Origin of the sequence: Marinigracilibium pacificum (genome assembly GCF_012926615.1) — a bacterium.
Classification (GTDB): domain Bacteria; phylum Bacteroidota; class Bacteroidia; order Cytophagales; family Cyclobacteriaceae; genus Mangrovivirga; species Mangrovivirga pacifica.
This window is the reverse complement of the sequence record NZ_JABBNU010000003.1, coordinates 60,536-85,870: the sequence shown is the minus strand read 5'-3', so window position 1 is coordinate 85,870 and position 25,335 is coordinate 60,536. Positions and strand designations below refer to the sequence as shown.

Genomic DNA, 25,335 nt, shown 5'->3' with positions numbered 1-25,335 from the left:
TGTAGTTGATTTTAATCAATAAGTTATATGTATTATAAATGATTTCCAATTTAATTTAGACAGTTATTTCAATGTGATTGCCTTCAGGGTCTGAAATTACACTTTCATAATAACCATCTCCGGTAGTTCGTGGTTCGCTAATAATTGTGAATCCATCTTTTCTTAATATTTCTGTAAGATTATCTACGTTAGTTCTACTTCCTGTTGATATAACAAAATGCGTTAACCCGTAAAGTTGCGATCTTTCAGATACTGAAACTTTTATGTCTGGTCTGGTCATTAATTCAATTCGAACAGAACTTTCAGGGAAATTAAGGAAGTATGAATTGAAATTTTTATCTGGATTGTGATATTTCTTATTACTAATCATGTTGAAATATTTTATGTAAAAGTCCTTCATTAGTTCAAGATCTTTTACCCAGATAGCGAGGTGTTCTATTTTCATATTTTGATGATTGTCTGATAAAGATAATAAAATCGCCCTGTAATCTACAGGGCGAAATACATCAAGCAACTAGTAGTTTCGAAATCTCGGGGTATATATTGATTTTAATACCTTTAATCAGGGTTTGATAAATAATACAGCTATTTTCAGTTGCTTTTATGAGTCTGATGGTTCGATCTTCATCCGCCTGATCTGTAATCACTTTAATCCAGACTGTAATCTCCTGAAAGGAAACAGGTACTTCTTTTGACATGCAAAGAGTTCCTCTTACGTCAACTTCAGACTCTACCCTGACTCGGGTATATAATAATTTTATTCCCATTCTATTGGCTACCATCCTCATGGTGCTTTCAAAACAACAAGCCAATGTTGCTGAAAGCATGTCACCTGGATTAGGTAAATCATGCAGACCGCCTACTGCTCTGTGAACACCAATTTTAAAAGGTACCTGAAGCTCATCATTTATTATAACTTCAGTGTGAAATGGGTCATCCAAATACTTACCTTCGATGGTAGCAGCATCAGTGACCCATGCTTTTTCAGGATTTTTAGAATATTCATTTATAAGTGGGTACTGGTTATTGTAAACCTTTGATATAGTTTTCATGACAGATTTAATTTTGATCTGTTACAAAGTTCCTACTTATTAGATATTTCGAGTTTGCTTAAAAGATCAATCAATTTGCTATATGGGTCAAACTATCATTTTCTGCAAATTACTTCTATATTGACCAGGAGGAAGGTTAAATTTTTCTTTGAATACTTTATTGAAGTGTGAAAGATTTTTGAATCCGGATTCATAGCAAATATCGCCAATTGAAAGATCAGGGTTTTGCATTAATGAAATAGCGTAGGTTAGTCGCTGTGCCTTGAGCCAGTTGGCAGGAGTATCACCATAGTATTTCTTGAAGTCTCTTTTAAATGTTGAAAGGCTTCTTCCACATAACCGGGCAAATTCTTCTATTGAAAGGTCATAGGTAAAATTATTTAACATGGTAGACTCCATATCGGCCTTAGCTGATTGATTACATGTCAATAAGAAATTAGTAAGAGAGGAGTTTTTTGGATCAATCAGGATGTTTATTAATAGCTCCTTGAATTTGATCTCGATTAATTCCTGAGGCAGTGTTTGGGCTTGCTTCAGATAGTTGAAAACACTAATTATTAACGATTCAATTGTTTCTCCGGTGTTAATTCTGAATAGTTCCTGTTCGCATATTGGCATTTTAGGAATTTTCTTCTTGTAGTTATTTTGATATTCCCTGATAAATTCAGCGATGAAATCATCATTTAACAGAAACATCATTACGCAATAATCAACGTCAAAATATTGCTTTGTCTGGTATACACCCTTTTTTATAAATAAAGCGTCACCTCCTGTAATTTGAAAAACATTATTTTTTGAGATCCAATCTTTCTTACCACTAATGACATAAGTAATCATATGTGAGTCAGACCAGAATTTATAATCTTCAACATCAAGTGGGCATTTGTACTCAACAAACAGATAGTTATTACCAACAACCTTGTTTAGGTCAGGGTTACTTTTGAAATATCTGTATATATCAACTATCATATACTTAATTTAATAAATGATGTTGATTTTCAGTTTATTAAATCAAATAAGTGACTTAATAAATGTTCAATTTAAGCACCTATTTGATCAATTACCAGGTTGGTAAATGTAGTGTGTGCCATTATTTTCCAGACTTAGACGAATTATATGTGATTGTCCCAAGGCTTCACTAATATCAAAAGACACTTCTTTTCTAATGATAGCTTCACATAATTCTTCATTTTTTAACGATAATCTGATAAAACGCTGGGGGATATCACCAGGTATAGTGTAATCTTCTGCAATTAGTTTATATTCCCAGGTTGATCCGCTACATCCGCTAGAGTAAAAATTAATCGTCATACAGTTTTCTTTTAATTCTACGGATTCAATAGTAAGAGAACTGTTAGGAGCATTATCATAAAGATCTCCATTAATAATCAATTCCTGATCGCATTCAGCAGGAGGACAATGAATGTCATCCTTTTCACAGGAAAAAATAATAAAGCATAGAAGAAATAGTATATGGTTTCTCATGATTGAAAAGTTTACTTATGATTCCTCAATAATTATGCCTTTTTATTTTGGATATAAGTATAGGCACTTGTACCTGACGCTAAAAATACTGCTATGCGTTTATAATCATCTCCTTCATAATCATCAGCTACTTTTAATTCATCATCTGTAAGTTCGATTACAGCACCTCTGATTTTTGAGTTTGGATTTGTTGATTTAAATATAACAGGATATGAGATTTCTGTTTGAACTCCTTCTTCTTCTATAACCTGACTTAGAGTAGATAGTTCATAACCATCCAGAGTATCATTTTTACCTGTAAGAACCCTGTGGAATAGTTCTAATTGAATTTTTTCATTTTGAAGAGTGCCATATGTAAATAATTTATTCATATGATCAATTGAGTTTCTATTCAATGTTCCACCATTCTTTTTGAGGACTATCCTGACCAGGAGTAAATTGCTCACCAATATATGGGTGGACTATACTTACATTTTGAGTTTCTGCCTCAGCTTTAAACCGGACAATTGGTTCAGTCCATTCATGTACTGCAAGCTTAAATGCACCCCAGTGAATGGGCATTAATATTTTTCCTTTAACATCTATGCCAGCCTGAACACTTTCTTCAGGCATCATATGGATTTGTCCCCATGCTTTATTGTATTGTCCGCATTCCATCATTGCCAGATCAAAAGGTCCATATTTTTCACCAATCTCCTTAAAATGAGGACCGTAACCACCGTCTCCACTAAAATATAAATTACTATTATTTCCTGTTATAATCCAGCTTGCCCACTGAGTTTTATTTCGATCTGTAATTCCTCTGCCTGAAAAGTGCCTTGCCGGGCATGATACAAGGTTTAATTCTTTATATTTAATTGACTCCCACCAATCAAGTTCTGTGATTTTTTCTTGCGGTATTCCCCAACTTTTTAAATGAGATCCAACTCCTAGAGCTGTAAAGAAATGTGCTGTATGTTTTTTTAATTTTTCAATTGTAGGATAGTCGAGATGGTCATAGTGATCATGAGAGATGATTATTGCATCAATATTTGTTAACTCTTCAATTGGAATGGGCTTTTGATATGGAAATCTACTTGCCCCAAAAGAAACCGGAGCGGCAGTTTCTCCAAGCATTGGGTCAATTAGAATTCGTTTTCCTTCAATTTCTATTAAAAATGCCGAATGTCCATACCAGGTAATATGAGTAGAAGTGTCTGTCGCAATAGCTTTAGAATTACCAAATTTAACTGGAATTTTAGTTTTAGGCTCTCCATTTTTTCCATTAAAGAAATCTGGCAATGTTTTAATCATCTTTTTAAATGAGCCTACTTCAGTTTTTATAAGATTGACAAAAATTCCATTCAAATAATTAGGTGATAATTCTATTCTTTCGAGGTCTTTTCCCTCAGGAATTTGTCCGAACTGGGGTGAAGTATATAAAAATATAGTGGTGCCAAGAGTAACCAGAATTAAAATAAGACCTACTGCCTTAAAAATGTTTTTTAATAATTTCATTGAAAAAATGGGTATTAAGAATTGATGACATCACGAATGTCTATGATTTTATCATCTTTAAAAGTAAAAATAGATTTCCCTTTGATTGAGACTTTTTCTCCGATATTTAATTCATAAGGAATTTCGTAGTTGACAATCGCTGTATAGGAAATATCTACAATAACTGATTCATCATTAAAAGTAATTGACTCTATTTTTTGGTTTCTGTTTTTAAATAGGTCAAGGGCTTTGATTGCCTGAATCTCAAAGTCCGGTTTACCTTGTGTCGTAAGTGTGATATAATCGTTTGTTATGTTAGCAAAACTTATGTGATTATCAAGTGGTTGAAGCATACCATTAACATTGTAATTGTTATATGCTTCAATGTATTGATTGATTTTAGCCAATTTTTCTTCATTAGAAATCATAACCTAAATACGATCAACCATCAAAATAGTTGTAATGAAAAAAGCTGAATTTTAGTTCATTGAATATTTTATTTCTTCCTTTTCTTCATCTAATTCTTCTTGTAGAATTGAATTCACATCAATTTTAGCCCCTTTTAATACCCAAATAGAAGTATTGTATTCTCTGGCCATTTCATTGTTGATTTTCCCTGATAAAAATACTTCGTCAAAGAAATTTCTTTCTCTTTCTCTGTTAGGATCTTTATCATCTTTGAATTTTACAAGGATCACATTTTTAACAGGGGAGGTCAGGTCGAACCAATTGAGATAGTCAGCATTAAAGGTTACAGCATCTATATCAAATTTAGAGTAATAATTAACAGCTCCAGCCTGACCGTAATTGTCACATAAGACCATTGTATTATCAGGATCATTTATATAGCTCCATGCCGAATCAACCTCATGAGCAAGTTCCTTCCATCCTAGCATATCAGCATAATCTTGAGGAAGGTGATGATTTTTGCCATCTTCCCATCTTAGAAGACCTAATTCTTCATATTTAGCTGAATTATTTATTATTGTCTCAGGTCTATAAAACGGAAGAGCATAATATAAGATAGGTAGTGTTATTAAGATGGATAAGCATACTAATGCAGGCTTTAATATCTTAAATTTTGAGGCAGATAAAAGGTGTCCTAAATAAACTGATCCATAAGCAATTAAAACAGGGTAGAGTCCGATAGTGTAATACCCCTTTGCACTATTGTAAATAAATAGCCCCATTGAAAAGATAAATGTCAATGGAACAAAACGGAATTTTTTGAAAGGTTCATATTTTATGAATCCAATAAATGCAGCAATAATGACAAATATGGAGCCGAAAAAGAAAAGTATTTGTTCTGAGATAAAACCTGATAGACTAACATTAGCCAATTGAAGTCTTGATAATTGTTCCAGGTGTATAAATACCGGAAATGAGTTGTCATATTGCCACCATAGGTTTGGTGAAATGATTATTAAAGCAACAAGTATTGAAAGATAAAGATGTTTGTTTTTAAAAATTGATCTCTTTGTTAAAATGATTGCCGGAATTAATCCAAGAAGTAAGAAAACGATGTTGTACTTGTTTAAAAATCCAAAAGCCATGGTAATAGCTGTTAGATATAACAATTTGTTTTTTTCTGTCTGAATATATTTAATTAGAAAGTAGAAAGTGGTAGTCCAAAGTAAATATTCAAGTGAATTAGGTTGAAATAAGGTGTTTAATCTCATCAATACAGAGAAAAGTATACCAGTTGCTCCCAGGATCAAGGCAAAGAGATTACCTTTTAATGTTTCAATAATTTTCCAAACAACAAATAAGGTCAATGCCCCGAAAAGTGCCGGAAAGAATTTTACCCAAAACTCTCCATTTCCAAGGAATTTGATAATCAATGAAATCCATGATGTTACTGGGGGGACGGAAAGATAACCCCAGGCAAGATGATCCGCTTGATTTAGATGCAAGTATTCATCTCTATGTAATTCATAAACCGGGTGTATAGCAAAAAACTGAAGTATAAACTTTGCTGCTACAAATAATCCTAAGATTAGTGGTCTTTTCATTTTCGTTGAAATTTCTTGTGGATGGTAAGTTTATAATGCTTTGAATTCATCGATAGTCAATCGATATTGTACCATTGAAATGTATTTTCCATTCTTAATGATATGATCCTTTAATTCAGCTTCCTTAATCATTCCATTTTTTTCCATCACCCTTCCTGATGCTTCATTTCCCACGATATAATGTGCAAATATTTTATGAAGTTGGAGTTCATTAAACCCGTAATCTAGAGTTGCTTTTATTGCTTCAGATATATATCCTTTTCCCCAATATTTTTCTCCAATCCAATATCCCAATTCTGCATGGTTGAAACTCTTATTTATTTTTAATCCTATTCCTCCCATAAAATCACCAGAATTAATATCTCCAATCCTGAAAATCACTTCTGTTCCTGCCATATAACCTTGAAAAGCTATATTTAACCAACGAATCGCATCCTTTTCATTGTATGGGTGTGGGATATTTAGTGTATATTCTTCTATATTTTTATTATTAGCAAGATTAACGATTTCAGGTATGTCTTCTGCTTTAAGCTCACTTAAAGTTAACCTCTTGGTGGTTAAAGCCGGGAATTTTAATTTTTGTGACATAGTTGCAGTATTATCTGTCTTTTATAGGAATTACAAATTTTAAAGCTGACCAAATATTATTAATCGAGCATACTTTAATGTCTACAAGGCCTATTTCAAGGCCCATATTTCTTACAATATTTCCGTCAAGATCTGTTTTTACCTTTGAAGATTTTTTAGGCCAAGAAATCCATAAGTACCCTTCAGGTTTTAGCTCCGATTTAATATCTTTTATAAGAATTTCTAATTCATTTTTTTCCTGACAAAATATATGAATAAAATTCTTTCTAACGGAAATATCAGATACATATTTGACATATTCAGAAGGTATGGATATCAGATGGTTATAGTTTGATGGGGGATTTATTATACTGATTAAAAAATCTTTCTTTATTCCCAGCTTTTTTATTAATGGAGTTATATTTTGGTTTGAGTTAGTCATTATTATCAGACTTTTTGTTTAATAACCACATATAAAGATCTTTTGAAGCATAAGATTCGTTCCATGCATCATGTCCATTTTTAGGATAGGAAGTGAAAATGTAATCAGACTGGATTTCCTTAGTATTTAATTTGCAATTCGATTTTCTCAAAAAGGAAATATTGTTTTGTTCTTCCAGCTTAGCTACTTTGTTTTTTGAATATGAATAATCAGCTACCTCATCTTTTTGATTATGAATGATCCAAATCGGTATTTTAGAAATTTCAACGCAATTATTTTCACAGTATATTCTTCCTGATATAGGTATTATTGCGGCAAATACACCTGGTAGTTTTTTAGCTAGCTCCCATGAACCATGACCTCCCTTACTTAACCCGGTAATATAAATTCTTTGGCTATCACCATTATACTCTTTGACAATATGATTTATAAGGTTAGAAATTTCTTCAGGATATTGTTGCCAATGACTTTTTTCAATAGGCCCTATTTTCATATGCGGGTTTACAATAATAAAAGAGTCGGCTACTATTTTTAAAGACTCTTTAATGTCAGCATTTGAAAATTTTATAGGGCCATCATTTTTTGAATTTTCAGGATTTGGACTAAAGCCATGTCCTCCTTGAAGAAAAATAATTACTGGCCATTGTTTTTCGTTGTTAAATCCTAATGGAAGTTTTAACCAATAGCCATCAAATTTATTGTTTTTAGTGATTTTTTGATAGGATGGTTCTTCGGTTGGGAGGCTATTACAACTGATAAATAAAATGAAAAAACATAAGGTCTGGTATAACCTGCTCATCAATTCTGATACTGTTGGTAATTATGATCAGATCAACTTAATTATATTCGGAATTAAATAAAATAGCACTGTCAATAAGCGGTTATTATTTAATATATATGGCAGAATAATAGCAAGATAAATTTCGAGAGGTAATTATTCCCTTATAAAAGTCATTTTCGAATCACCAACAATTCCATCAATAACAGGGACAAGTATAAGTGAATCAGATGTTATTTTCTTTATAAAAGCCTCTCTTTTGTAGTTTCTTTCAGTTTCTTGAATTGTCAGAGTATTATTATCCAATTTCCAAAGCGCTGTTCTGGTTACGATGTTGCCTTTTTCAATATCAGTGTAGTTTAATGTCTTAGCGGTGAACACATACTTGCCATCATTTAACATTAAAGAAAATTGTTTCTCTATCATTTCTTTGGCAGCCTCATCTCCAAAAATATATGCTGGAGTTTCTCGAATTTTATCTATAGCATCATATGAGGCAAGTTTCCATTCTCCAATTATTTGATTCTTCGTTTGAAATGAAATTATCAAGAAGAAGATTGTAAGGGTTGAAAGTATTTTAGTAAACAAGGTTTAATTTTTATTGGTTGTCGTATAGTTCTGATGTTTTAATAATATCTACCGGGTTTAAAATTTTCTCTGAATAACCAGTCTTGGCAATATAAATCATTGATTTACCCATTTGAGTGGTATTAACAATAGAGTTGGGAGACATCTTTTTAATGATTTTTATCAACCACAAAAAATAATCATACATAAACTGATACATTTTAGTTCGTGACTTAATCCCCTTTAGAGGAATTATTGCACCTGGACGATACATGTAAGCACCTTTAAACCCAATGTTTAGCAATGTATTTTCAGTTTTACCTTTTACTCTGGCCCACATCACTCTGCCTTTTTCTGTTGAATCAGTGCCTTGACCGGATACATAGGTAATAGTCATCTGCGGATTCAGTTTGAATAAAGTAGTTGTTAATGAAAGGGTATAATTATACGTGATCTCAGTATACTCTTCTTCGGTTAAACCTGCGGCGCTAATGCCCATGCACATAAAACAGGCATCGTAACCAGCTATTTTATCTGTAAGAGATGAAAAATCATTGAAATCTTTATGGATAAGGTATTCCACTTTTGGATGGTTTATCTCAATTACGGATCTTCCAATCAAGAGTATTTTATCAATATCTTCATCCTCGATACATTCAAGTAATACACCTTTTCCAACCATACCTGAAGCACCTGTTATAATAACTTTCATATTCGGAAAGATAATTATAAGGTATGATAAGACAATGGTTTTTAGTCGGACAATTGATTATGTATTTAGTGTTTTTTGTTAATCAATTATTACATAAATATAAGCTTGATGTAAAATATTTAACTTGTTATTTATCAGCTTCTTTAGAATTAATTTAGATAATATAAATGGCCTTTAGAATTTAATTTTTGAAGGATCTTTCATTAAATTAAATGAAGATAATTCACCTTGATAGTTTATAGATTTTATCTATATCCCAATAGAAAATATTGATGAAAATTATAAGCTAATTTTCATTAAATTAGAAGACAACAACTTAAAACTATAGATATGGAAAATAAAAGTAATGGAGGTTCTGCTTCATATAATATTAATGAGGCTAGTAAATGTCCGTTTTTAGGAGGTCAGATGAATCAGTCTGCCGGGGCTGGTATGCATAATCGGGACTGGTGGCCTAATCAACTAAACCTGCATATACTCCGACAACATTCATCATTGTCGGATCCAATGGAAGAAGATTTTGACTACGCAGAAGAATTTAATAAACTTGATCTTAAAGAGATTAAAAAGGATTTGTATGATTTAATGACAGATTCTCAGGATTGGTGGCCAGCAGATTATGGTCATTACGGCCCATTTTTTATTCGGATGGCCTGGCATAGCGCAGGAACTTATCGAATAGGAGATGGTAGAGGAGGAGCAGGATCGGGTACTCAGCGATTTGCGCCTTTAAATAGTTGGCCAGATAACGCAAACCTGGATAAAGCAAGAAGATTATTATGGCCTATAAAGCAAAAATACGGAAAGAAGATATCTTGGGCAGATTTGATGATTCTGGCAGGTAACTGTGCATTAGAATCAATGGGTTTTAAAACTTTTGGTTTTGGCGGTGGTCGTGAAGATGTTTGGGAGCCTGAAGATGATGTTTACTGGGGACCTGAAGGAGAATGGCTGGGTGATAAGAGATATACTGGTGACCGTGATTTAGAAAATCCACTTGCAGCAGTTCAAATGGGTCTTATCTACGTAAATCCTGAGGGGCCAAATGGTAAACCTGACCCTGTTGCAGCAGCAAAAGATATCAGGGAAACATTCGGTCGTATGGCAATGAACGATTATGAGACTGTAGCGCTAATAGCAGGAGGTCATACATTTGGAAAAACTCATGGAGCTGCAAATCCCGAAGAGTATGTTGGTCCGGAACCTGCTGGAGCCACAATGGCTGAACAAGGATTTGGATGGAACAATACATTTGGTAGTGGTAATGCTGAAAATACGATTACCAGTGGGCTTGAAGGAGCATGGACAAAGACACCAACCAAGTGGAGTAATAATTATTTTGAAAATCTATTTGAATATGAATGGGAATTAACCAAAAGTCCTGCCGGAGCCTACCAGTGGAAGCCCAAAGATGGAGCCGGCGAAGGAACAGTCCCTGATGCTCATATTAAAGGTAAGATGCATGCACCATTTATGCTTACCACTGACCTTTCATTGAGGTTTGACCCTGAGTATGAGAAAATTTCGAGACACTTCTACGAAAATCCTGAGGAGTTAGCAGATGCTTTTGCCAGGGCATGGTATAAATTAACGCATAGAGATATGGGACCAATTACTAGATATCTTGGATCTGAAGTTCCTGATGAAGAGCTAATTTGGATGGATCCAATTCCTGCTGCTGATCATAAATTGATCGATGATAAAGATGTGGCTTATCTTAAAGAGAAAGTTTTAGATTCCGGATTGTCTGTCTCAGAGTTAGTATCTACTGCATGGGCCAGTGCCTCTACATATAGAAATTCAGATAAACGAGGAGGGGCAAATGGAGCTAGAATTAGACTGGAACCACAAAAAAACTGGGAAGTGAATAACCCAGGTCAATTATCAAAAGTTCTGGCTACACTTGAAGACATTCAAAAGGAATATAACGATGCACAATCAAGTGATAAAAGAGTTTCACTGGCAGATTTGATTGTTCTTGCAGGATGTGCCGGTGTTGAAAAAGCTGCTAAAAATGCTGGAAAAAATATATCAGTACCATTTACACCTGGTAGAATGGATGCCTCAGCAGAACAAACAGATGTTGAAGCATTTGAGGCTCTTGAGCCTAAAGCTGATGGTTTCAGAAATTATATAAAAGACAATATTGGGGTTTCAGCTGAAGAAATGTTGGTTGATAAGGCACAATTGTTAAGTCTGACAGCACCAGAAATGACAGTTCTTATTGGTGGAATGAGAGTGCTAAATGCCAATTATGATGGATCAAAGCATGGTGTTTTCACTGATAAGCCAGAGTCGTTGACTAACGATTTCTTTGTAAATCTGTTAGACAATAATACAGCCTGGAAAGCTACTTCGGAAGCAGAAAAAGTATTTTCAGGAAGTGACCGAAAATCAGGAGAGATAAAATGGTCAGGTACCCGTGCAGATATGATATTCGGTTCAAATTCAGAGTTAAGAGCTATAGCTGAAGTTTATGCTTGCTCGGATTCTCAAGATAAGTTTGTTAAAGATTTTGTTGCCGCTTGGAATAAGGTAATGAATCTGGATAGGTTTGATATTTAAAATAAATTCAGCCGGCAATTAGGTCGGTATAGTATGTGCTATAAAGGTGATCTTCGGATCACCTTTTTTATTTGATATTTTCAAACCCTGATGCTCACTTAAACATGATTAAATTAATTGTCTAAATTAATTTTAGTCCTTAGATTTATTTTTTTAAAATTTATCAATTGAGAATTATTTTTAATTTTTTGTTACTTTTTTCTCTTCTCTCCATTTATAAAAATAAAAGCATTTAAAAATTGACCGAAGACTTAATTAAATATTCTAATCAACTTATAGATTCTCAATCGGAAGAATTGATAATTGAGGAGGCAAAGAAAAACCCTCAAAAGTTCGAACCGATCTATAAGAAATATTATAAGCCTTTGTTCAGAATGGTAATTAATAAAACAAGGGATCCTGATATCACTGGTGAATTATTATCAAATGTGTTTTTTAAAGCTCTAAAAGGAATTCAAAAATTTGATTACAAAGGCAAGTCAATTTATTTCTGGCTATACCGGATAGCACTAAATGAGTGCGCTGAATATTTTAGGAAAACTGGAAAAGTGAAATACCTGGTCATTGATGAAAGTATGACCTCAATTTTAAAGGAAGAGTTTAATCTTGAGTCATCAGATAGAATGCAAGATCTTAAGAATGCATTGAAGAAAATAAAATCAAAGGATCTTCAGATAATTGAATTGAGGTTTTTTGATGAATTAAAGTTTAAGGAGATGGCAGAAGTGTTAGGGTGTGATGAGGGAAAGGTAAAAATGAGAATGTACAGAGCTATTAAGAAACTTAAAAATATTATCGGTTATGAGATCTAAAATAGATATAAAAGACACAGAGTATAAGATCTCTGACCGGGAGATTGAATCAAAAATGGATTTTGATTCTGTAGTAGACAATTATCGTAATCATGTGCTTGATAATAGCATAACAAGGAGATTGTCAATTAGATTTTCTATTATCATCGGGATTATAACTTTGATAATTTCTGGTGTTTTATATTTTGGGAGTAAAACAGAAGTGGAGCTTTCGGAAAATTTAAATAAAGGACCACTTATGGAGATTGATTCATTAAATGAAAAATTATTAGAAGGCAGTGAAGGGAATAGAGACACTGTAATTGTAAAAAATCATTATAGTAATACTGAAGATAAAATAAATATAGAATTAGATTCATCAGGTGAAGGAATACCTGAAAACAAACTAAACTTTAATTCTAAAAAGGTTACAACACGAGTAAAGAGCAGTGATTTTGATTCTCCAAAATCACAAAAAACAGTGCCAATTAAAAGTATTCCTAAGCAGGAGGATAAAAAGGCTGAATCAGTGTATACCAATGCAAAGCCTTTATATGGAAATCACGAACTTAAACGGTATTTTGACCAAAACCTTGTTTATCCTCCTTTGGCATTGAAGGATAGTATTGAAGGGCTAGTGAAAATTCAGTTTTCTATTAATACTGATAGTACTATATCGAATATTATCGTGGTGGAATCCTTGGGTGAAGTATTTGATGATGAAGCAATTCGTTTAATAAAAAATATGCCAAAATGGATTCCTGCAATGAAGGATAGTCAACCAGTTAAGAGTGAAGTAAGAATACCATTTACATTTACTATAGAGAAGTAATAGCCAAAATTTGCAATCAAATCAACATGAATTTAAGATCAATTTTATATTGTTTTCTTATCCTGATTATTTCAGGAGAGCTAAAGTCACAAGTTAGTATGAACTCCTGTTCTCCTATAGAGCTTACAAGAAGAGAAAGGGAAAAAATTGCTAATGATTTTAAGCTATGGAAGCAATCAAATGCCATTCAGAGAAACCAAGATGTTGTCTATACAATTCCGGTTGTTGTTCATTTAATTGAAAACGATCCAATTAGAACTGATGAACAAATCGAGAAATTAATAAATGAGCTCAACTATGGTTTTGCTAATTCAGGAAATTTTTATACGGAGAATGGTGTTGATACAAATATAAGGTTTTGTTTAGCTAAAACTGCTCCAGATGGTTCTAATACAAATGGAATTACAAGAAGGCGTTCTAGATACAGCAGGTTTGATTATGATTTAGAATCATCAAAGCTAAAAACGATTCAACAGTGGGATCCCAGACATTATTTAAATATTTGGATTGTAAATGAAATTTATTCTGAAGCTTTAAGGTTCTATTCAGGAAGAACTTGGTGGAAGAGGTATCCATTAGCTGGATTTGCAACAGTACCTCAACAAGAAATTAGCTTGTCTGATTATTCTGACGGGGTGGTGGTAGATATAATAGATGGACCTGTTTTGATTCATGAGGTTGGTCATTACCTCGGTTTATTACACACTTTTGACGGAGGATGTACTAATAATAATTGTCTTGTAGATGGAGATATGGTTTGTGATACTCCACCAGATAATTCCGTGTTAGGTGACTGTGAAGAAAATTCTTGTAGCACAGATACCCTTTCAAATTTTAGTAATGGGAATTTTTATCAGGATGTTCCGGATATGACTTCTAATTTCATGGATTATTCTAGTTGTGGTACAGATTTTACTGCCGGACAAAGCGAAAGAATGCATTTTGTTCTTGAAAACTATAGAACAAGCCTTTTTATGGAGAGTGATGGTAATCCGATTACTTGTAATAGGCCATGTGATTCTTTTGAATATGTTAGATTTGATCATGATCCCTGGATGCCTTTATCAGGTGATTCTGTTGAATTTACATCTCTGGGAGATGACTTTTCCAATCTCGAATGGTATGTAGAATTTCTTGGAGATGATGAGCCAACTTATTCGACTGCAATGGAATTGGGGTATACTCCAGAGGGACTACCATTGTCAACTGATAGTATTTTTAGTTATAAGTTTGATCAGGTAGGCAAATATAGGGTTTACCTAAAGGCATGGAATGATGAAGAGACCTGTTTTTCTTCACACTCTGCAATTATCCGGGCAATATGTCAGGTTGATGCCCGTTTTTGGCCAAATATTAGATATATAGCATCAAAATTGCCAATTTCGAGGTTTACCGAGCCCGTTACATTCAATAATAACTCTTTGGGTGCAATTAAAGGATTTGAATGGACAGTAAAGCATACAAGTATAAACGGAGAGCCTAATTTACCAGTCTTTAAAACAGATATAACTTCGATTCTGATTTACCTTTTTGAAGAACCTGGAAATTATCAAATATCTCTAAAAGCATTTGGTGAAAGTTGTGTCGATGAACTGGGTCCCTTTGTTTTACCTGTAGTTGATCCTACAATAGATGGAATTCCTGTTATAGAAGAAATCAAGTGTCTGGATACTGATAGTATGGAGGTTCAATTAAAAGTATATAATGAAGGATATGACACAGTTAATATTGGAACTCCAGTATCATTTTACACAGGAAACCCTACCAAGGATGCTGATGCAAAGTTGATTCAAACTTTAGAGTTACCTGATATTGTTTATGGATTTGATAGTGCAACATTTAATTTAAAAATCACCAGAAATATAAATAGTGATGAATTACATGTAGTATTCAATGATACCGGAGAAGGAAGTATTCCTCTCATATTTCCGCCGCCAGATGAAAATGTTTACAGTTTTAACACTGTTTATCCTCCTTCTGGTTACGCCGAATTACTCTATGAAAACAATTTTGATTTCAAAGAAGTAAACCTGGAATTGCTAGACCTTCTTGAACCGGATGTTTACGCCTGTCTTGATGAAGAAATTATGTTGAGCGTAAATTTAGATAACATTGATACCTTGAGATGGGATTCATTCCTAAAAGGTTACATAGGCCATCAAAATCCGGAGTCTTATATTGTTGAAGGGCTGGATACTGTTTTTGTCACAGTTGTTGATGAAAATGGTTGTAAGTTTCTAGATTCAATGAATGTGATTCCAAGTATTCCGGAAGTAAATGTGGATGAGAGGTATATTCAAATTAGCCGGGGTGAACGAAGGCAGTTGAGAGCAACTGGTGCATTAACTTATATGTGGGAACCACCAACATGGTTAAGTAATCCTAATGTTGCTTCGCCTATTACTTCTCCCGATGAATCTATTCTTTATACTGTGACAGGAAAAGATAGTATTGGCTGTGCGGATACTGCTCAAGTAATGGTTTTTATTCTTACCTCTGCTCATATCCCGGAACTATTTTCACCAAATGGAGATGGGCAGAATGAAAGGTTAAAAATATTTGATCTTGAAGGGATTAAAGATTTTCAGTTTACTATCTATAATCGCACAGGTAGCATTGTATATGAAACAAATAATCCTTCATATATAACCAGTGCAGGATGGGATGGAAGTTGGAAAGGCAAGGAACAACCAAGTGGAATATATTTTTGGCGAGTATCGGGTAGCTATATTAATAATGACCCTATTCTTCTTAATGGTAAGGAAACCGGAACTATACATTTAATCAGATGAGGATTTTATTGATCATATTAGTATTACCATTGAATCTGCTGTTTATTTCAGGGCAGCAATATCAATATTCTCTGTATGATTACGGTTATCAGCAGGTCAATCCTGCAACAATATCTTTAGATGACTATGCCACTGCAGGATTGATTTATAGAAATCAAAGAAGCCAACCAGGTATTAAGCTTACTAACTTTTTAATGTCTGCTAAATATCCTTTTATAAAACCAAATAGAGGAGATAGGTGGTCTGCCATTGGTATTACTTTAGGTCAAGATAAAACGGGTGGAAATGGTATGCTTGAGAAGATTACTTTTGGAGGTAGTTATGCTTTTAATTTTAGTGTTGGGAAATATAAAGTGTTAAGCTGGGGTACCAGGTTAAATTATACCATGATGAAGGTTAATATGGATAACCTATTGACAGGGAATCAATATGTGCCCGGTTCTGGTTTTGATCCTGGTATTTATTCTGGAGAAGAGTTAGGTGGGTTGAAAAACGAGTACGTTTCAGTTTCAAGTGGTGTGTATTATGTTTCAACCAATAAGAAGAAAGAACGATTAGTTCATGCAGGGCTTTCGATTTTAGATTTAAATAAACCAAATGAAAGCTTCACAGGTAAAAGATCTCCAGTGCCAATTTCTCTTATTGCTGAGGCTGGTTTGCAAATTTATTCTAATTATTATTTTAGTTTTTATCCCGAAGTTTTGTATTCCTATTCTGCAGCAACCGGAATACTAAATATTGGGATGGTGACTCGATATAAACTTGACAGGTATTTCAGTCATTTGCAAGATCAAACACTTGAACTTCACTCTAAATATTTATCTAATCAAGGAGCTTTATTGGGAGTACAGTGGAATAATGGTCCACTTTCGGCTGGAATTAGTTTTGATATCCCAATAAATAATCGATTGGCAAATAGGGGAGCATTTGAGTTAGGTCTGCAATATGGTATTGAAGTTAAGTCTCGTTATAAAAGAAAGAAAAATAAAAAGCGGAAATCAAAAAGAAAGAAACGAGCATCTAATCAAGGTGAAAAGAAGAGATTAAGTAAAAATAAATCAGGTATAGATGATTCTAATGTTTTAGGAACTGAAGAAAGTATTAATGATTTGACTCCATTAGAAAATATGGAAGTATTTACAGGAATTGATGAAACTGATCTTTCCAAGATAATTGATCCAAATGAAGGAAAGGCTAAGGCTGGTGATTTTGAAAATATCACTGTGGATGAAAAGATGTACTTCAACTTTAATTTTGAAACAGACAAATCAAATTTACAAGATGAAGATAAGTCAACTTTGTTTGAATTAGTTAAAATAATGGAAAATGATCCTTCACTAAATGTAGTAATAGAAGGACATACTGATGATGTAGGCTCTGAATCATATAATGAAAAACTATCCATTAAAAGAGCTAAGGCGGTGGCAGATTTCCTAATTGAAAATGGGATCAGTGAAACAAGAATTAAATATACCGGATACGGTGAAGTGAAACCACTGATAGATAATGTTGATGTTAAAAGCAGGTCTATTAATAGAAGGGTAGAATTTACATTGACAAATGAAAAAGTAAATTAGAATTGATTGTTATATTACATTAAGGACCCGGAATTTGAGTCATCCGGGTCCTTTTTATATGTCTTATTCCATTAGGTGAAATGATGCATGCAGATGAGCTACTTTCCATTTTTTGCCAATCTTTTCAAGAATCACTGTTCTTCTATGCAGTTCATTATTCATATCGATATGAAATGTAGCAAATGCCATATTCCCATTAGTTCTCACTTCAAAATCTAAAGGTATAATATTTAAATAGGGGGGAGAGGCATCTGGATTACTGCTTTTAACTGATGCAAAGAATTTGGAGAACTCATTTTTAATATTCTCTCTGCCTATTACTTTCTTTGCCTGTAGTGGCGGTCTTGGGAAAAATACTATTGCATCATCAGTGAAATAGGAGGTAAAGTCATCTAATTGTAGATTATTTAACTCGTTGATCATTGAATAAATAGTATTTTTTACTTCTTCATTTTTATTCTGGGCTATTAATCCTGTACTAGATAATATCAGAATAAGGAGTATAAATTTACTTTTCATGACTATTCGTACATATCATTTATCTCTACCCAATAACCATCAGGGTCTTTTATAAAGGTTTGTCTGACCTTATCTGGTCTGGTACTTATATGTTTGTCATCCCCCTTGCCTAAGGATCCATATATTTCACCTTTACTGATAATTGAACCCAGATATTCATCAAGATTGGGGACTGAAATAGCAAAATGATTAAAATTATTAGGTTTTACTTCAATACCCTCAACTTCACCCATATGAAGTTCCAGATTGCCACCTAGAGAGATGAACATTTGATTATCAGGTAACCAGTCAGTTGGGATTTCCTGGAGTCCAAGCACTTCTAAATAGAAATACCTGCTTTTGCTAAAGTCACTTACAACTCGTGTTACGTGCTGTAATTTAATATTTGGGGAGTGTGAATCGTTTGGTTCTTTTAATTGTGTATCATCATATTGTCCAAGTGCGATGCTTGATGACATCATAAAGATAAATAGTGTTAATAATATTGGTAATTTTGAACGTTTAGTTTTCATGATAGATAGCTGTTAATAATTCTCTCTATACTTTGAGAGGTGAGTATTGAAATATTAGATAGTGTGGATATTAATAAGTTAAGAATATGTATTAGCAATTCAAAATTGAACTACTTATTGCTCAATCTTTTTGATTGGAAATTTCTTGCGATAACTCAGCATCCTCCAAATCCATTCTAATGGACCATAATAATAGTATTTTAACCAAATTGGACTGACTATTAATTGAAATATCCATATAGAAAATACTATATACATCAATTCATGTCTCTGGAATTTACCGAACATAGCAAATCCGGTTCCTGTAAAAATGAATAAAGCAAAAACAGAATGCATGACGTAATTTGTTAGTGCCATTCTACCAACAGAAGCTAATGAATGTTTAAGCCAGGGAAGGATAGATGATTTACAAAATACCATGATAGTTCCTATATGGCCAATTGATATAAATAGTCTTCCTAGATCATAGGTAATATATGACTTATAGTAGGCAGTCATAGCATAGTCATTTTCGATTATAAGATTCGTTTCATAGTAATTTACCGTTAGACCTATGCTGTAACCTACCAGTATCATAATAAAATAGATGTTCCATGGTTTTTCCCCGGATAGAAAATGAAGCTTATATAAGGCAATTCCTAAAAACATCATACTTAAAACATCCCATAGATCATACCGATAAGCAAATTTAGAATTTGATTCAGTTATAAATGGTGCAAGAAATGCCATAACATGGAAATACCCCTGACGCATATCTTCATTGGCTTTTTCTACCCATTCTGTTGTTTTTCTATATTGCATATTCTCCCAATCATGGAGATTATTGACCATCTGCCGGGTAAGTTCTTTACCTGACTCTTTATATTCAATGGCAGTATTGACACTTTCCATGAATTCAACTTTATCTTGATAATCCTGAAAATTCCAAAAAGCACCTCCTAGAAAAAGAATCAGGGCACCGATGATAAGTTTTTTTGGGGCTAATTTTCTGAAGGAATATACCAAAAAGCCCATTATGGCATAATTATATAAGATTTCACCTTCCCATAGGAGTATATACGCATGGATAAGTCCAAAAATCAATAGCCAGATAATCCTACGGAAATAAATGTTTGCGGCTATTAATCCGACGCCTTTTTTTTCAAGTCTGTCCATAAAAATGAACATTCCAACACCAAATAACAAAGAGAATAAAGCTCTCATGGTGCCTTCAAAAAACATATTTGCAGTAATCCAGGTATATAAATCTACTCCTTCTGCTCCACCTGCAACTGTAGGATTTCCGTAGGCTCCTGCGAGCCCCATTCCATTAATATTCATAATTAAAATTCCTAATAATACGCATCCACGCATTATATCTAAGGACTGAATTCTGTTGCCTGAAGTTGAGGGCACAGGTGTTTCGAGTGTGGTGTTCATGGTAGTAACGGTTGGTAAGGTAGTAGATAATAAATTTGTAATTCCCCGGTCGGGAAACTTAATTGGGATAAAGCTATTTATAAGTTAATCCAATAAAAATGATGGTCAAAGGATATTGTTGTAATTGTCAGATTTACAGAAGTTTAATTATAGCTGGGTATTCAAGGTAGGGCAATTAATTAATAATTAATGATGATGCTTGCCATATTTTTTGAGAGCAGTATCAACATCTAATATAGGTACTCTCATTGTTCCATTGTGGAGGTCTTCCTTCAAATAGATGTCAATATTGTGGATATCGTATGGTTTGTTATTCAAATCAAGGAGGATAATGTCAAATGTAAATGCAGTTGGTGAATTGGCAATGAACCAATGGATATTATTTTTTTCATCAGAAATTGAAGAACTATCTCCTGGTAATGCAATTCTGTCAATTGTTGGTTTTATTATCAAATGGTCTTGATCACTTTCAATTTTTTCATAGTGTCGTAAATGCATTTCTCCATTCAATATAAGGTGTGCCGAAACCATATTACTATGTCCATGTGGTATAATGGCTCTGTCTTTTTTCATTCCAAAGACCTTTTTAATGAAAACTATTTTTTCAGGAATGCCACTAATTGTTGGAAAGGTTACTTTTTTGGTATTAACACCCAAATCCGGATAGTTAAATCCTTTTGTAAGGTTTTTGAGATCAATAAATTTAATTAATTCTGTCAGATCTATTTGGTTAAACAAACCCTCTACTTTAGTTTGCCATTGAGCAGGAGTTAAGCTTCCTGTTTTCAGGTCAATACAATATTCATTAAGGCTGACTACCCAATGATTAAATATAAGTTTGATGCTTTTACCAACCGCCTGATATGAATACACAGAATCGAGGAGGGCAAAGCTTACCAGTGATTTTATAAGTTCATTTGAAAATTTCCTGCGATCCATTATAATATTTTATTCCTTAATTTAATAAGAATTAATAAAGGGATCTTATGGCATTGGGAACTATTTAAAAGGTTAACTCCAATCAAGAAATTTTTCTTTTTGTATGTTTTGGATTTTTGGCTTTTTAGTATTTAGCTTTTCCCCGGTAATGACTTTTTGGTATTTTTCGACATACCTTGAAGCCATTTTTTGACTATTGAATTCTTCAACAGCATAATTATGGCAAACTTCTGCTGAGAATCGATCTGCATTTGACACAGCTTCTGCCAATTCTTTACTATTATTTGATAAAAAACCAACTTCGGGTTTGACCAGTTCTGGAAGTGAACCATATGGAGTACCAAAAATCGGACAACCATAAAACAAACTTTCTGTTATAGCTAAACCGAAAGGCTCATGCCATTTCACAGGAAATATTAATCCTTTTGAGGTGTTTAATAGTTTGAATTTTTCCTCACCACCAACCATACCTTTGAATTTGATTTTTGGCGAAAAAGTAAACCGCATTCCCATTTTAAAATTGAACCGGGTACCACCTAGTACAACCAATTTCTCAGATTTAAGACTGTTTATGATATTTATTGCTCCCTTTACATTTTTAACTCTCCATGCAGCATTTCCCAGAAAATGAAAATGATCACGCTTCATATTAAGATCTGGCTTTAGATAATCATCCCAGTCTAGACCATTATAAACATAAGATTCAGAACCAAACCTTAGTGCATGATTTTTTGAAACAAAAACAGTATTATAATCCAGCTCTGTAGAATCATTAAGATTGCCATGCATTGTAGCAAGGTAGGGGATTTTTACTCTCTCAAGATTATCCGGAAAGTAATTGAAATGTGCTACATCAAAATTTTCAGGCACCTGATCAACCACCGGTTTATTTTCGTCTATATGAATTACTGATGCAAAATCACAATGAGACCCTTTGTTAACAAGAAATGTGACTTCATGACCGAGTTTGACAAGCTCTTTTCCAAGATACCAGATCACTCTCTCTGTTCCGCCATACATTGTAACAGGAATAACACTTTTATGAACTATAAGTATTCTCATTTGTCTGATGCTTTGAAAATATTGATGTTTACAGAGTCCAAAGGTAATTATTTATCTGAAGAATATTTTATCCGTTTTTTAAGGAAATATTTTAAATATGCTGAATATGATTCGAATGTATTGAAGAACTTTCATAAAGTCCAGAATTCAATATTACATTCGTTTGAACCAATAATTAGATACTTTCCATCTCTTGAAAAAGTGGCACTTTTATAATCTATAGTATTAGGAATACCTATTGTTCTGATTAGTTTACCTTCGAGGTCCCATAACTTCACCGTTCCATCTTCACTCGCTGTCATTATACTTCTACCGTCAGGAGAGAATTCTGCCTGGCTTATTTCATCAGTATGTCCTTTGAATTCTGTGACTATATTTAAATTAAAATCCCACAAAATTGCAGTCTTGTCAAAGCTTGCTGTTAAATAGAATTTTCCGTCCGGGGAATAGCTAGCTGCACTCACTCCACTTTGGTGATGAACTTGATGTTGTAGTTTATCTCCTTCTACAGACCATATCGAAAATGATTTATCACAACTAGCTAATATTATTCTTTCATCATCAGGAGAAAAAGACGCTTGATAGATAGTACATTCATGACCGATAAATTTTCTAATAAGTTCACCTTCAGATGTCCATAATTTCGCTGTATTATCACCACCACCACTCAAAATATATTTCCCGTCACTTGAGTATTCAACAGTTTTGACATAGATATCATCTGCATTAACAGTTTTGATTTTTTTGCCATTTATACTCCATATAATAAATGTCTGGTCACTGCCAGCCGTAATAAAATGCTTACCATCCGGAGAGAAGGTAACATCATTAACACTTCTCAGGTGTTCATTAATTTCAATAATTCTGGAACCATCTGTGTCCCATAAGATAGCTTTGTCATCTTCACTACCAGATAAAATATACTTTTGATCAGGCGATTGTTCAATACTCATTATCATTTCTGAATGACCATTGAAAGTCTTTGCAGGAGATAATGATTGGCAATTGATTTTAGCAGAAACCAAAATTAAGATGATAATTATAATATGTTTATGATGCATGATTTGATTCATTCCACTTATACTAAAAATTAGATATTAATTATTTGATTCCCGAAACTTTACTCCTCCGTTCCATCAAAACAATATCTCTCCAAATACTTTCCCTTTGTCCTATTTTTTCCCTGGTTCCAACAATTCTGAAACCATTTTTCTCATGCAACCTGATACTTGATTTGTTTTCTATGAAAATACCTGACTGAAGTGTCCATATATTATTTTTTTCTGACTCTTCTATCATTTTTTTCATTAGTGAATCACCAATTCCCTGACCAAAATAAGTGCTATCAACATAAACACTCACTTCACAAACTCCTGAATATACACACCTTCCGGAGACATTAGAAAGAGCAACCCAACCGACAGTTTTTCCATTTGTTATTGCCACAAATCTACAATCCTGACGATGGCTAGAATTCCACTTTTCCCAATCGGGACATTGTTTTTCAAATGTTGCATTACCTGTTTTAATTCCTTCCAGATAAATTCTGGCAACTTCCGGCCAGTCGTTATCAGTCATTTCTCTAAAGAGAATTTTCATAAGGTTGATATATAGTATATTATTTTAGTGAATTTAGTTTATCACAAGAAGTCTATAAACAGGTTAAGGAATAAATATAAAATTATTGTATTCGGTTTCTGCAAATTTGTATCTGGATCTGATGCTTTACTGAGGTTTTACAAATACTTTATAAGACCATGGTTCTAATATTGCTTCATAGCTATCATTAATTGAAACATCATCTTCTGTAAAAAAATCAATGTAGTTTCCATGATGAAGTGTTTCTTTAAAAGATATACTTTGTTTCTTATCAGAAAAATTGAAAACTGCGAAGACTTTATCTTTTTCGTTTTGTCGAACAAAACTAAAAATTTCACTTTCGGATGAATTAGGTACTTTAATCATAGTAGCTCCCCATTTTGCATGCCATAAAGCTGTATTTTTCTTCATTAGTGCAAATAACTTCTTATAAAGATCCCCAATGGGATGCTTCTTCCATTCGATAGGGTCTTTCTCGAAAAACTCAAGTCGCTTTTTATTGCCTGCTTCCTGGCCATTGTAAATAAGTGGCATGCCTTCGCCAACGACGGATAATACAATTGCAGCTTCGAGCCCATTACCAAATTGTTCCCACATGGTTCCTTCCCAGGCATTTTTATCATGATTACTTACAAAAGTCATCCGCATTGAGTTTTTTGGATAGGCACTTTCGTTCCATGAGTAATAGATGTAAAGTCCGTTAACATCTGCTTTTCCTGTACAGATTTTATGAACTGTTTCATTCCAGCTCCATGCATATGTCATATCGAACGCTTCGGCATGCAAGTCTCTTGATTCCCACTCTGCTAACATAAAAACCGGCTTTATGGTATCTAGCTCTTTTCTGACATTATTCCAGAAGTCTACGGGAACAAAACCGGCAACATCGCAGCGGTAGCCATCAATATCAAACTTTGATACCCAGTATTTCATCGCATCAGTCATATACTCTCTTACTCCCGGGTTTGAGAAATCCAGATCGATAATATCCGACCAGTCCCACCATGGAGTAGGTCTGAAATCGCCTTTATAATCTTTATCATACCAGTCCGGATGTTCCTTAACTAATACATTGTCCCAGGCAGTATGATTTGCCACCCAGTCAAGAATAACATATAAGCCTAGATTGTGGGCAGTTTTAATAAAACTTTTCAGATCATCTTCTGAGCCAAATTCCGGGTTAACACTATAATAATCCTTTACAGAATATGGACTACCCAGGCTGCCTTTTCTGTTTTTAACTCCAATCTCATGAATGGGCATGAGCCAGATAATATCAGCACCAAGCTCTTTTAATCTTGAAAGCTCCTTTTCAGCTGCTGCAAATGTACCTTCTTTTGAAAATTGTCGAGTGTTAAGTTGGTAAATGATAGCATTCTTGCTCCATTCAGGATGTTTGATCTTTACATATTCCACAGGTTGATAGCGATTGGTAGTTGTTGTTTTAATAGTGTTATTCTCGGTAGGTTTATCATTTGAATGATTGCAAGCGGACAGGAGAATTATTACTAAAATGAGATATTGGTTTAGTTTTTTCATTTTACCGGAGTTTATCAGATATTATGAATATAACTAATTTCAATGAAATATATATTGTTGATTGTTAGTCTTATGAAAATATTGGTATAGGTAATTAC

The 25,335-nt window shown here is 33.6% G+C and carries 26 protein-coding genes; 5 read left to right on the top strand and 21 right to left on the bottom strand.

What is annotated here, in order from left to right; genetic code table 11:
• Positions 1 to 55: 55 nt before the first annotated feature.
• From HH304_RS05200 to HH304_RS05140, 13 genes are all read right to left on the bottom strand, one after another.
• Positions 56 to 445 carry a VOC family protein gene (locus tag HH304_RS05200; RefSeq protein ID WP_169678661.1) on the bottom strand — a complete coding sequence of 130 codons (390 nt, stop codon included), beginning with the start codon at positions 443 to 445 and terminating at the stop codon, positions 56 to 58.
• 61 nt (positions 446 to 506) lie between these two features.
• On the bottom strand, positions 507 to 1,052 hold the full coding sequence (locus HH304_RS05195; RefSeq protein WP_169678659.1) for an OsmC family protein: 546 nt from the start codon (positions 1,050 to 1,052) through the stop codon (positions 507 to 509).
• An 87-nt stretch (positions 1,053 to 1,139) separates the two neighbouring features.
• Entirely contained in the window at positions 1,140 to 2,021 is an 882-nt protein-coding gene (locus HH304_RS05190; protein ID WP_271711510.1) for a helix-turn-helix domain-containing protein, read from the bottom strand.
• Between the two features lie 87 nt (positions 2,022 to 2,108).
• Positions 2,109 to 2,537: a hypothetical protein gene (locus tag HH304_RS05185; RefSeq protein ID WP_169678657.1), complete on the bottom strand. Its 429-nt coding sequence runs from the start codon at positions 2,535 to 2,537 to the stop codon at positions 2,109 to 2,111.
• 32 nt (positions 2,538 to 2,569) lie between these two features.
• Complete coding sequence (locus tag HH304_RS05180) at positions 2,570 to 2,908, bottom strand: gamma-glutamylcyclotransferase family protein (RefSeq protein WP_169678655.1); 339 nt, start codon at positions 2,906 to 2,908, stop codon at positions 2,570 to 2,572.
• A 16-nt stretch (positions 2,909 to 2,924) separates the two neighbouring features.
• Positions 2,925 to 4,034, bottom strand: coding sequence for an MBL fold metallo-hydrolase (locus HH304_RS05175; RefSeq protein ID WP_169678653.1), 1,110 nt, complete (start codon positions 4,032 to 4,034; stop codon positions 2,925 to 2,927).
• Positions 4,035 to 4,048: 14 nt separating this feature from the next.
• The gene (locus HH304_RS05170; RefSeq protein ID WP_169678652.1) at positions 4,049 to 4,441 is read right to left on the bottom strand and encodes a nuclear transport factor 2-like protein; all 393 of its coding nucleotides are present in this window, start codon (positions 4,439 to 4,441) and stop codon (positions 4,049 to 4,051) included.
• 51 nt (positions 4,442 to 4,492) lie between these two features.
• A complete protein-coding gene (locus tag HH304_RS05165) occupies positions 4,493 to 6,025 on the bottom strand; it encodes a glycosyltransferase family 39 protein (RefSeq protein ID WP_169678650.1) in 1,533 nt (510 codons plus the stop codon).
• A gap of 30 nt (positions 6,026 to 6,055) precedes the next feature.
• Positions 6,056 to 6,613: a GNAT family N-acetyltransferase gene (locus tag HH304_RS05160; protein ID WP_169678648.1), complete on the bottom strand. Its 558-nt coding sequence runs from the start codon at positions 6,611 to 6,613 to the stop codon at positions 6,056 to 6,058.
• Between the two features lie 10 nt (positions 6,614 to 6,623).
• Positions 6,624 to 7,034: a DUF3052 domain-containing protein gene (locus HH304_RS05155; RefSeq protein ID WP_169678646.1), complete on the bottom strand. Its 411-nt coding sequence runs from the start codon at positions 7,032 to 7,034 to the stop codon at positions 6,624 to 6,626.
• Positions 7,027 to 7,833 carry a carboxylesterase family protein gene (locus HH304_RS05150; RefSeq protein WP_169678644.1) on the bottom strand — a complete coding sequence of 269 codons (807 nt, stop codon included), beginning with the start codon at positions 7,831 to 7,833 and terminating at the stop codon, positions 7,027 to 7,029. The genes HH304_RS05155 and HH304_RS05150 overlap by 8 nt, the downstream gene beginning before the upstream one ends.
• A gap of 135 nt (positions 7,834 to 7,968) precedes the next feature.
• Positions 7,969 to 8,400, bottom strand: coding sequence for a lipocalin family protein (locus tag HH304_RS05145; RefSeq protein ID WP_169678642.1), 432 nt, complete (start codon positions 8,398 to 8,400; stop codon positions 7,969 to 7,971).
• Positions 8,401 to 8,410: 10 nt separating this feature from the next.
• Positions 8,411 to 9,091: an NAD-dependent epimerase/dehydratase family protein gene (locus HH304_RS05140; RefSeq protein WP_169678640.1), complete on the bottom strand. Its 681-nt coding sequence runs from the start codon at positions 9,089 to 9,091 to the stop codon at positions 8,411 to 8,413.
• Positions 9,092 to 9,421: 330 nt separating this feature from the next.
• Here HH304_RS05140 and katG point away from each other — a divergent pair, with 330 nt between their 5' ends.
• From katG to HH304_RS05115, 5 genes are all read left to right on the top strand, one after another.
• Positions 9,422 to 11,656, top strand: coding sequence for a catalase/peroxidase HPI (gene katG, locus HH304_RS05135; RefSeq protein ID WP_169678638.1), 2,235 nt, complete (start codon positions 9,422 to 9,424; stop codon positions 11,654 to 11,656).
• Between the two features lie 239 nt (positions 11,657 to 11,895).
• Entirely contained in the window at positions 11,896 to 12,468 is a 573-nt protein-coding gene (locus HH304_RS05130; protein ID WP_169678636.1) for an RNA polymerase sigma factor, read from the top strand.
• Complete coding sequence (locus HH304_RS05125) at positions 12,458 to 13,279, top strand: energy transducer TonB (RefSeq protein WP_169678634.1); 822 nt, start codon at positions 12,458 to 12,460, stop codon at positions 13,277 to 13,279. Before HH304_RS05130 ends, HH304_RS05125 begins: the two co-directional genes overlap by 11 nt.
• Positions 13,280 to 13,305: 26 nt before the next feature.
• Positions 13,306 to 16,071, top strand: coding sequence for a M43 family zinc metalloprotease (locus tag HH304_RS05120; RefSeq protein WP_169678631.1), 2,766 nt, complete (start codon positions 13,306 to 13,308; stop codon positions 16,069 to 16,071).
• Positions 16,068 to 17,648 carry a PorP/SprF family type IX secretion system membrane protein gene (locus HH304_RS05115; protein ID WP_169678630.1) on the top strand — a complete coding sequence of 527 codons (1,581 nt, stop codon included), beginning with the start codon at positions 16,068 to 16,070 and terminating at the stop codon, positions 17,646 to 17,648. Before HH304_RS05120 ends, HH304_RS05115 begins: the two co-directional genes overlap by 4 nt.
• 63 nt (positions 17,649 to 17,711) lie before the next feature.
• On the opposite strand, the gene HH304_RS05110 is transcribed toward HH304_RS05115, so the two are convergent.
• The 8 genes from HH304_RS05110 to HH304_RS05075 all read right to left on the bottom strand — a co-directional run bounded on the left by HH304_RS05110 (position 17,712) and on the right by HH304_RS05075 (position 25,237).
• Positions 17,712 to 18,167, bottom strand: coding sequence for a YybH family protein (locus HH304_RS05110; protein WP_169678628.1), 456 nt, complete (start codon positions 18,165 to 18,167; stop codon positions 17,712 to 17,714).
• 2 nt (positions 18,168 to 18,169) lie between these two features.
• Entirely contained in the window at positions 18,170 to 18,679 is a 510-nt protein-coding gene (locus HH304_RS05105) for a VOC family protein (protein ID WP_169678626.1), read from the bottom strand.
• Positions 18,680 to 18,793: 114 nt separating this feature from the next.
• Entirely contained in the window at positions 18,794 to 20,098 is a 1,305-nt protein-coding gene (locus HH304_RS05100; RefSeq protein ID WP_271711509.1) for a DUF418 domain-containing protein, read from the bottom strand.
• Positions 20,099 to 20,284: 186 nt separating this feature from the next.
• The gene (locus HH304_RS05095) at positions 20,285 to 21,037 is read right to left on the bottom strand and encodes a cupin domain-containing protein (protein ID WP_169678623.1); all 753 of its coding nucleotides are present in this window, start codon (positions 21,035 to 21,037) and stop codon (positions 20,285 to 20,287) included.
• Positions 21,038 to 21,109: 72 nt separating this feature from the next.
• Positions 21,110 to 22,099 (bottom strand): glycosyltransferase, encoded by a 990-nt coding sequence (locus HH304_RS05090; protein ID WP_169678621.1) that lies wholly within the window; start codon positions 22,097 to 22,099, stop codon positions 21,110 to 21,112.
• Positions 22,100 to 22,230: 131 nt separating this feature from the next.
• Entirely contained in the window at positions 22,231 to 23,160 is a 930-nt protein-coding gene (locus HH304_RS05085) for a WD40 repeat domain-containing protein (RefSeq protein ID WP_169678619.1), read from the bottom strand.
• Positions 23,161 to 23,200: 40 nt separating this feature from the next.
• The gene (locus HH304_RS05080; protein ID WP_169678616.1) at positions 23,201 to 23,698 is read right to left on the bottom strand and encodes a GNAT family N-acetyltransferase; all 498 of its coding nucleotides are present in this window, start codon (positions 23,696 to 23,698) and stop codon (positions 23,201 to 23,203) included.
• 126 nt (positions 23,699 to 23,824) lie between these two features.
• Positions 23,825 to 25,237 carry an alpha-amylase family glycosyl hydrolase gene (locus HH304_RS05075; RefSeq protein ID WP_169678614.1) on the bottom strand — a complete coding sequence of 471 codons (1,413 nt, stop codon included), beginning with the start codon at positions 25,235 to 25,237 and terminating at the stop codon, positions 23,825 to 23,827.
• Between the last annotated feature and the right edge of the window lie 98 nt (positions 25,238 to 25,335).

Excerpts from the sequence above, each read along its gene's own strand:
- HH304_RS05105 (WP_169678626.1), bottom strand. The coding sequence starts at position 18,679 with ATGAAAACTAAACGTTCAAAATTACCAATATTATTAACACTATTTATC.
- HH304_RS05110 (WP_169678628.1), bottom strand. The coding sequence starts at position 18,167 with ATGAAAAGTAAATTTATACTCCTTATTCTGATATTATCTAGTACAGGA.
- katG (WP_169678638.1), top strand. The coding sequence starts at position 9,422 with ATGGAAAATAAAAGTAATGGAGGTTCTGCTTCATATAATATTAATGAG.
- HH304_RS05125 (WP_169678634.1), top strand. The coding sequence starts at position 12,458 with ATGAGATCTAAAATAGATATAAAAGACACAGAGTATAAGATCTCTGAC.
- HH304_RS05160 (WP_169678648.1), bottom strand. The coding sequence starts at position 6,613 with ATGTCACAAAAATTAAAATTCCCGGCTTTAACCACCAAGAGGTTAACT.
- HH304_RS05090 (WP_169678621.1), bottom strand. The coding sequence starts at position 22,099 with ATGAGAATACTTATAGTTCATAAAAGTGTTATTCCTGTTACAATGTAT.
- HH304_RS05200 (WP_169678661.1), bottom strand. The coding sequence starts at position 445 with ATGAAAATAGAACACCTCGCTATCTGGGTAAAAGATCTTGAACTAATG.
- HH304_RS05080 (WP_169678616.1), bottom strand. The coding sequence starts at position 23,698 with ATGAAAATTCTCTTTAGAGAAATGACTGATAACGACTGGCCGGAAGTT.
- HH304_RS05150 (WP_169678644.1), bottom strand. The coding sequence starts at position 7,833 with ATGAGCAGGTTATACCAGACCTTATGTTTTTTCATTTTATTTATCAGT.
- HH304_RS05100 (WP_271711509.1), bottom strand. The coding sequence starts at position 20,098 with ATGAACACCACACTCGAAACACCTGTGCCCTCAACTTCAGGCAACAGA.
- HH304_RS05165 (WP_169678650.1), bottom strand. The coding sequence starts at position 6,025 with ATGAAAAGACCACTAATCTTAGGATTATTTGTAGCAGCAAAGTTTATA.
- HH304_RS05195 (WP_169678659.1), bottom strand. The coding sequence starts at position 1,052 with ATGAAAACTATATCAAAGGTTTACAATAACCAGTACCCACTTATAAAT.
- HH304_RS05120 (WP_169678631.1), top strand. The coding sequence starts at position 13,306 with ATGAATTTAAGATCAATTTTATATTGTTTTCTTATCCTGATTATTTCA.
- HH304_RS05180 (WP_169678655.1), bottom strand. The coding sequence starts at position 2,908 with ATGAATAAATTATTTACATATGGCACTCTTCAAAATGAAAAAATTCAA.
- HH304_RS05185 (WP_169678657.1), bottom strand. The coding sequence starts at position 2,537 with ATGAGAAACCATATACTATTTCTTCTATGCTTTATTATTTTTTCCTGT.
- HH304_RS05075 (WP_169678614.1), bottom strand. The coding sequence starts at position 25,237 with ATGAAAAAACTAAACCAATATCTCATTTTAGTAATAATTCTCCTGTCC.
- HH304_RS05170 (WP_169678652.1), bottom strand. The coding sequence starts at position 4,441 with ATGATTTCTAATGAAGAAAAATTGGCTAAAATCAATCAATACATTGAA.
- HH304_RS05190 (WP_271711510.1), bottom strand. The coding sequence starts at position 2,021 with ATGATAGTTGATATATACAGATATTTCAAAAGTAACCCTGACCTAAAC.
- HH304_RS05115 (WP_169678630.1), top strand. The coding sequence starts at position 16,068 with ATGAGGATTTTATTGATCATATTAGTATTACCATTGAATCTGCTGTTT.
- HH304_RS05140 (WP_169678640.1), bottom strand. The coding sequence starts at position 9,091 with ATGAAAGTTATTATAACAGGTGCTTCAGGTATGGTTGGAAAAGGTGTA.
- HH304_RS05155 (WP_169678646.1), bottom strand. The coding sequence starts at position 7,034 with ATGACTAACTCAAACCAAAATATAACTCCATTAATAAAAAAGCTGGGA.
- HH304_RS05085 (WP_169678619.1), bottom strand. The coding sequence starts at position 23,160 with ATGCATCATAAACATATTATAATTATCATCTTAATTTTGGTTTCTGCT.
- HH304_RS05175 (WP_169678653.1), bottom strand. The coding sequence starts at position 4,034 with ATGAAATTATTAAAAAACATTTTTAAGGCAGTAGGTCTTATTTTAATT.
- HH304_RS05095 (WP_169678623.1), bottom strand. The coding sequence starts at position 21,037 with ATGGATCGCAGGAAATTTTCAAATGAACTTATAAAATCACTGGTAAGC.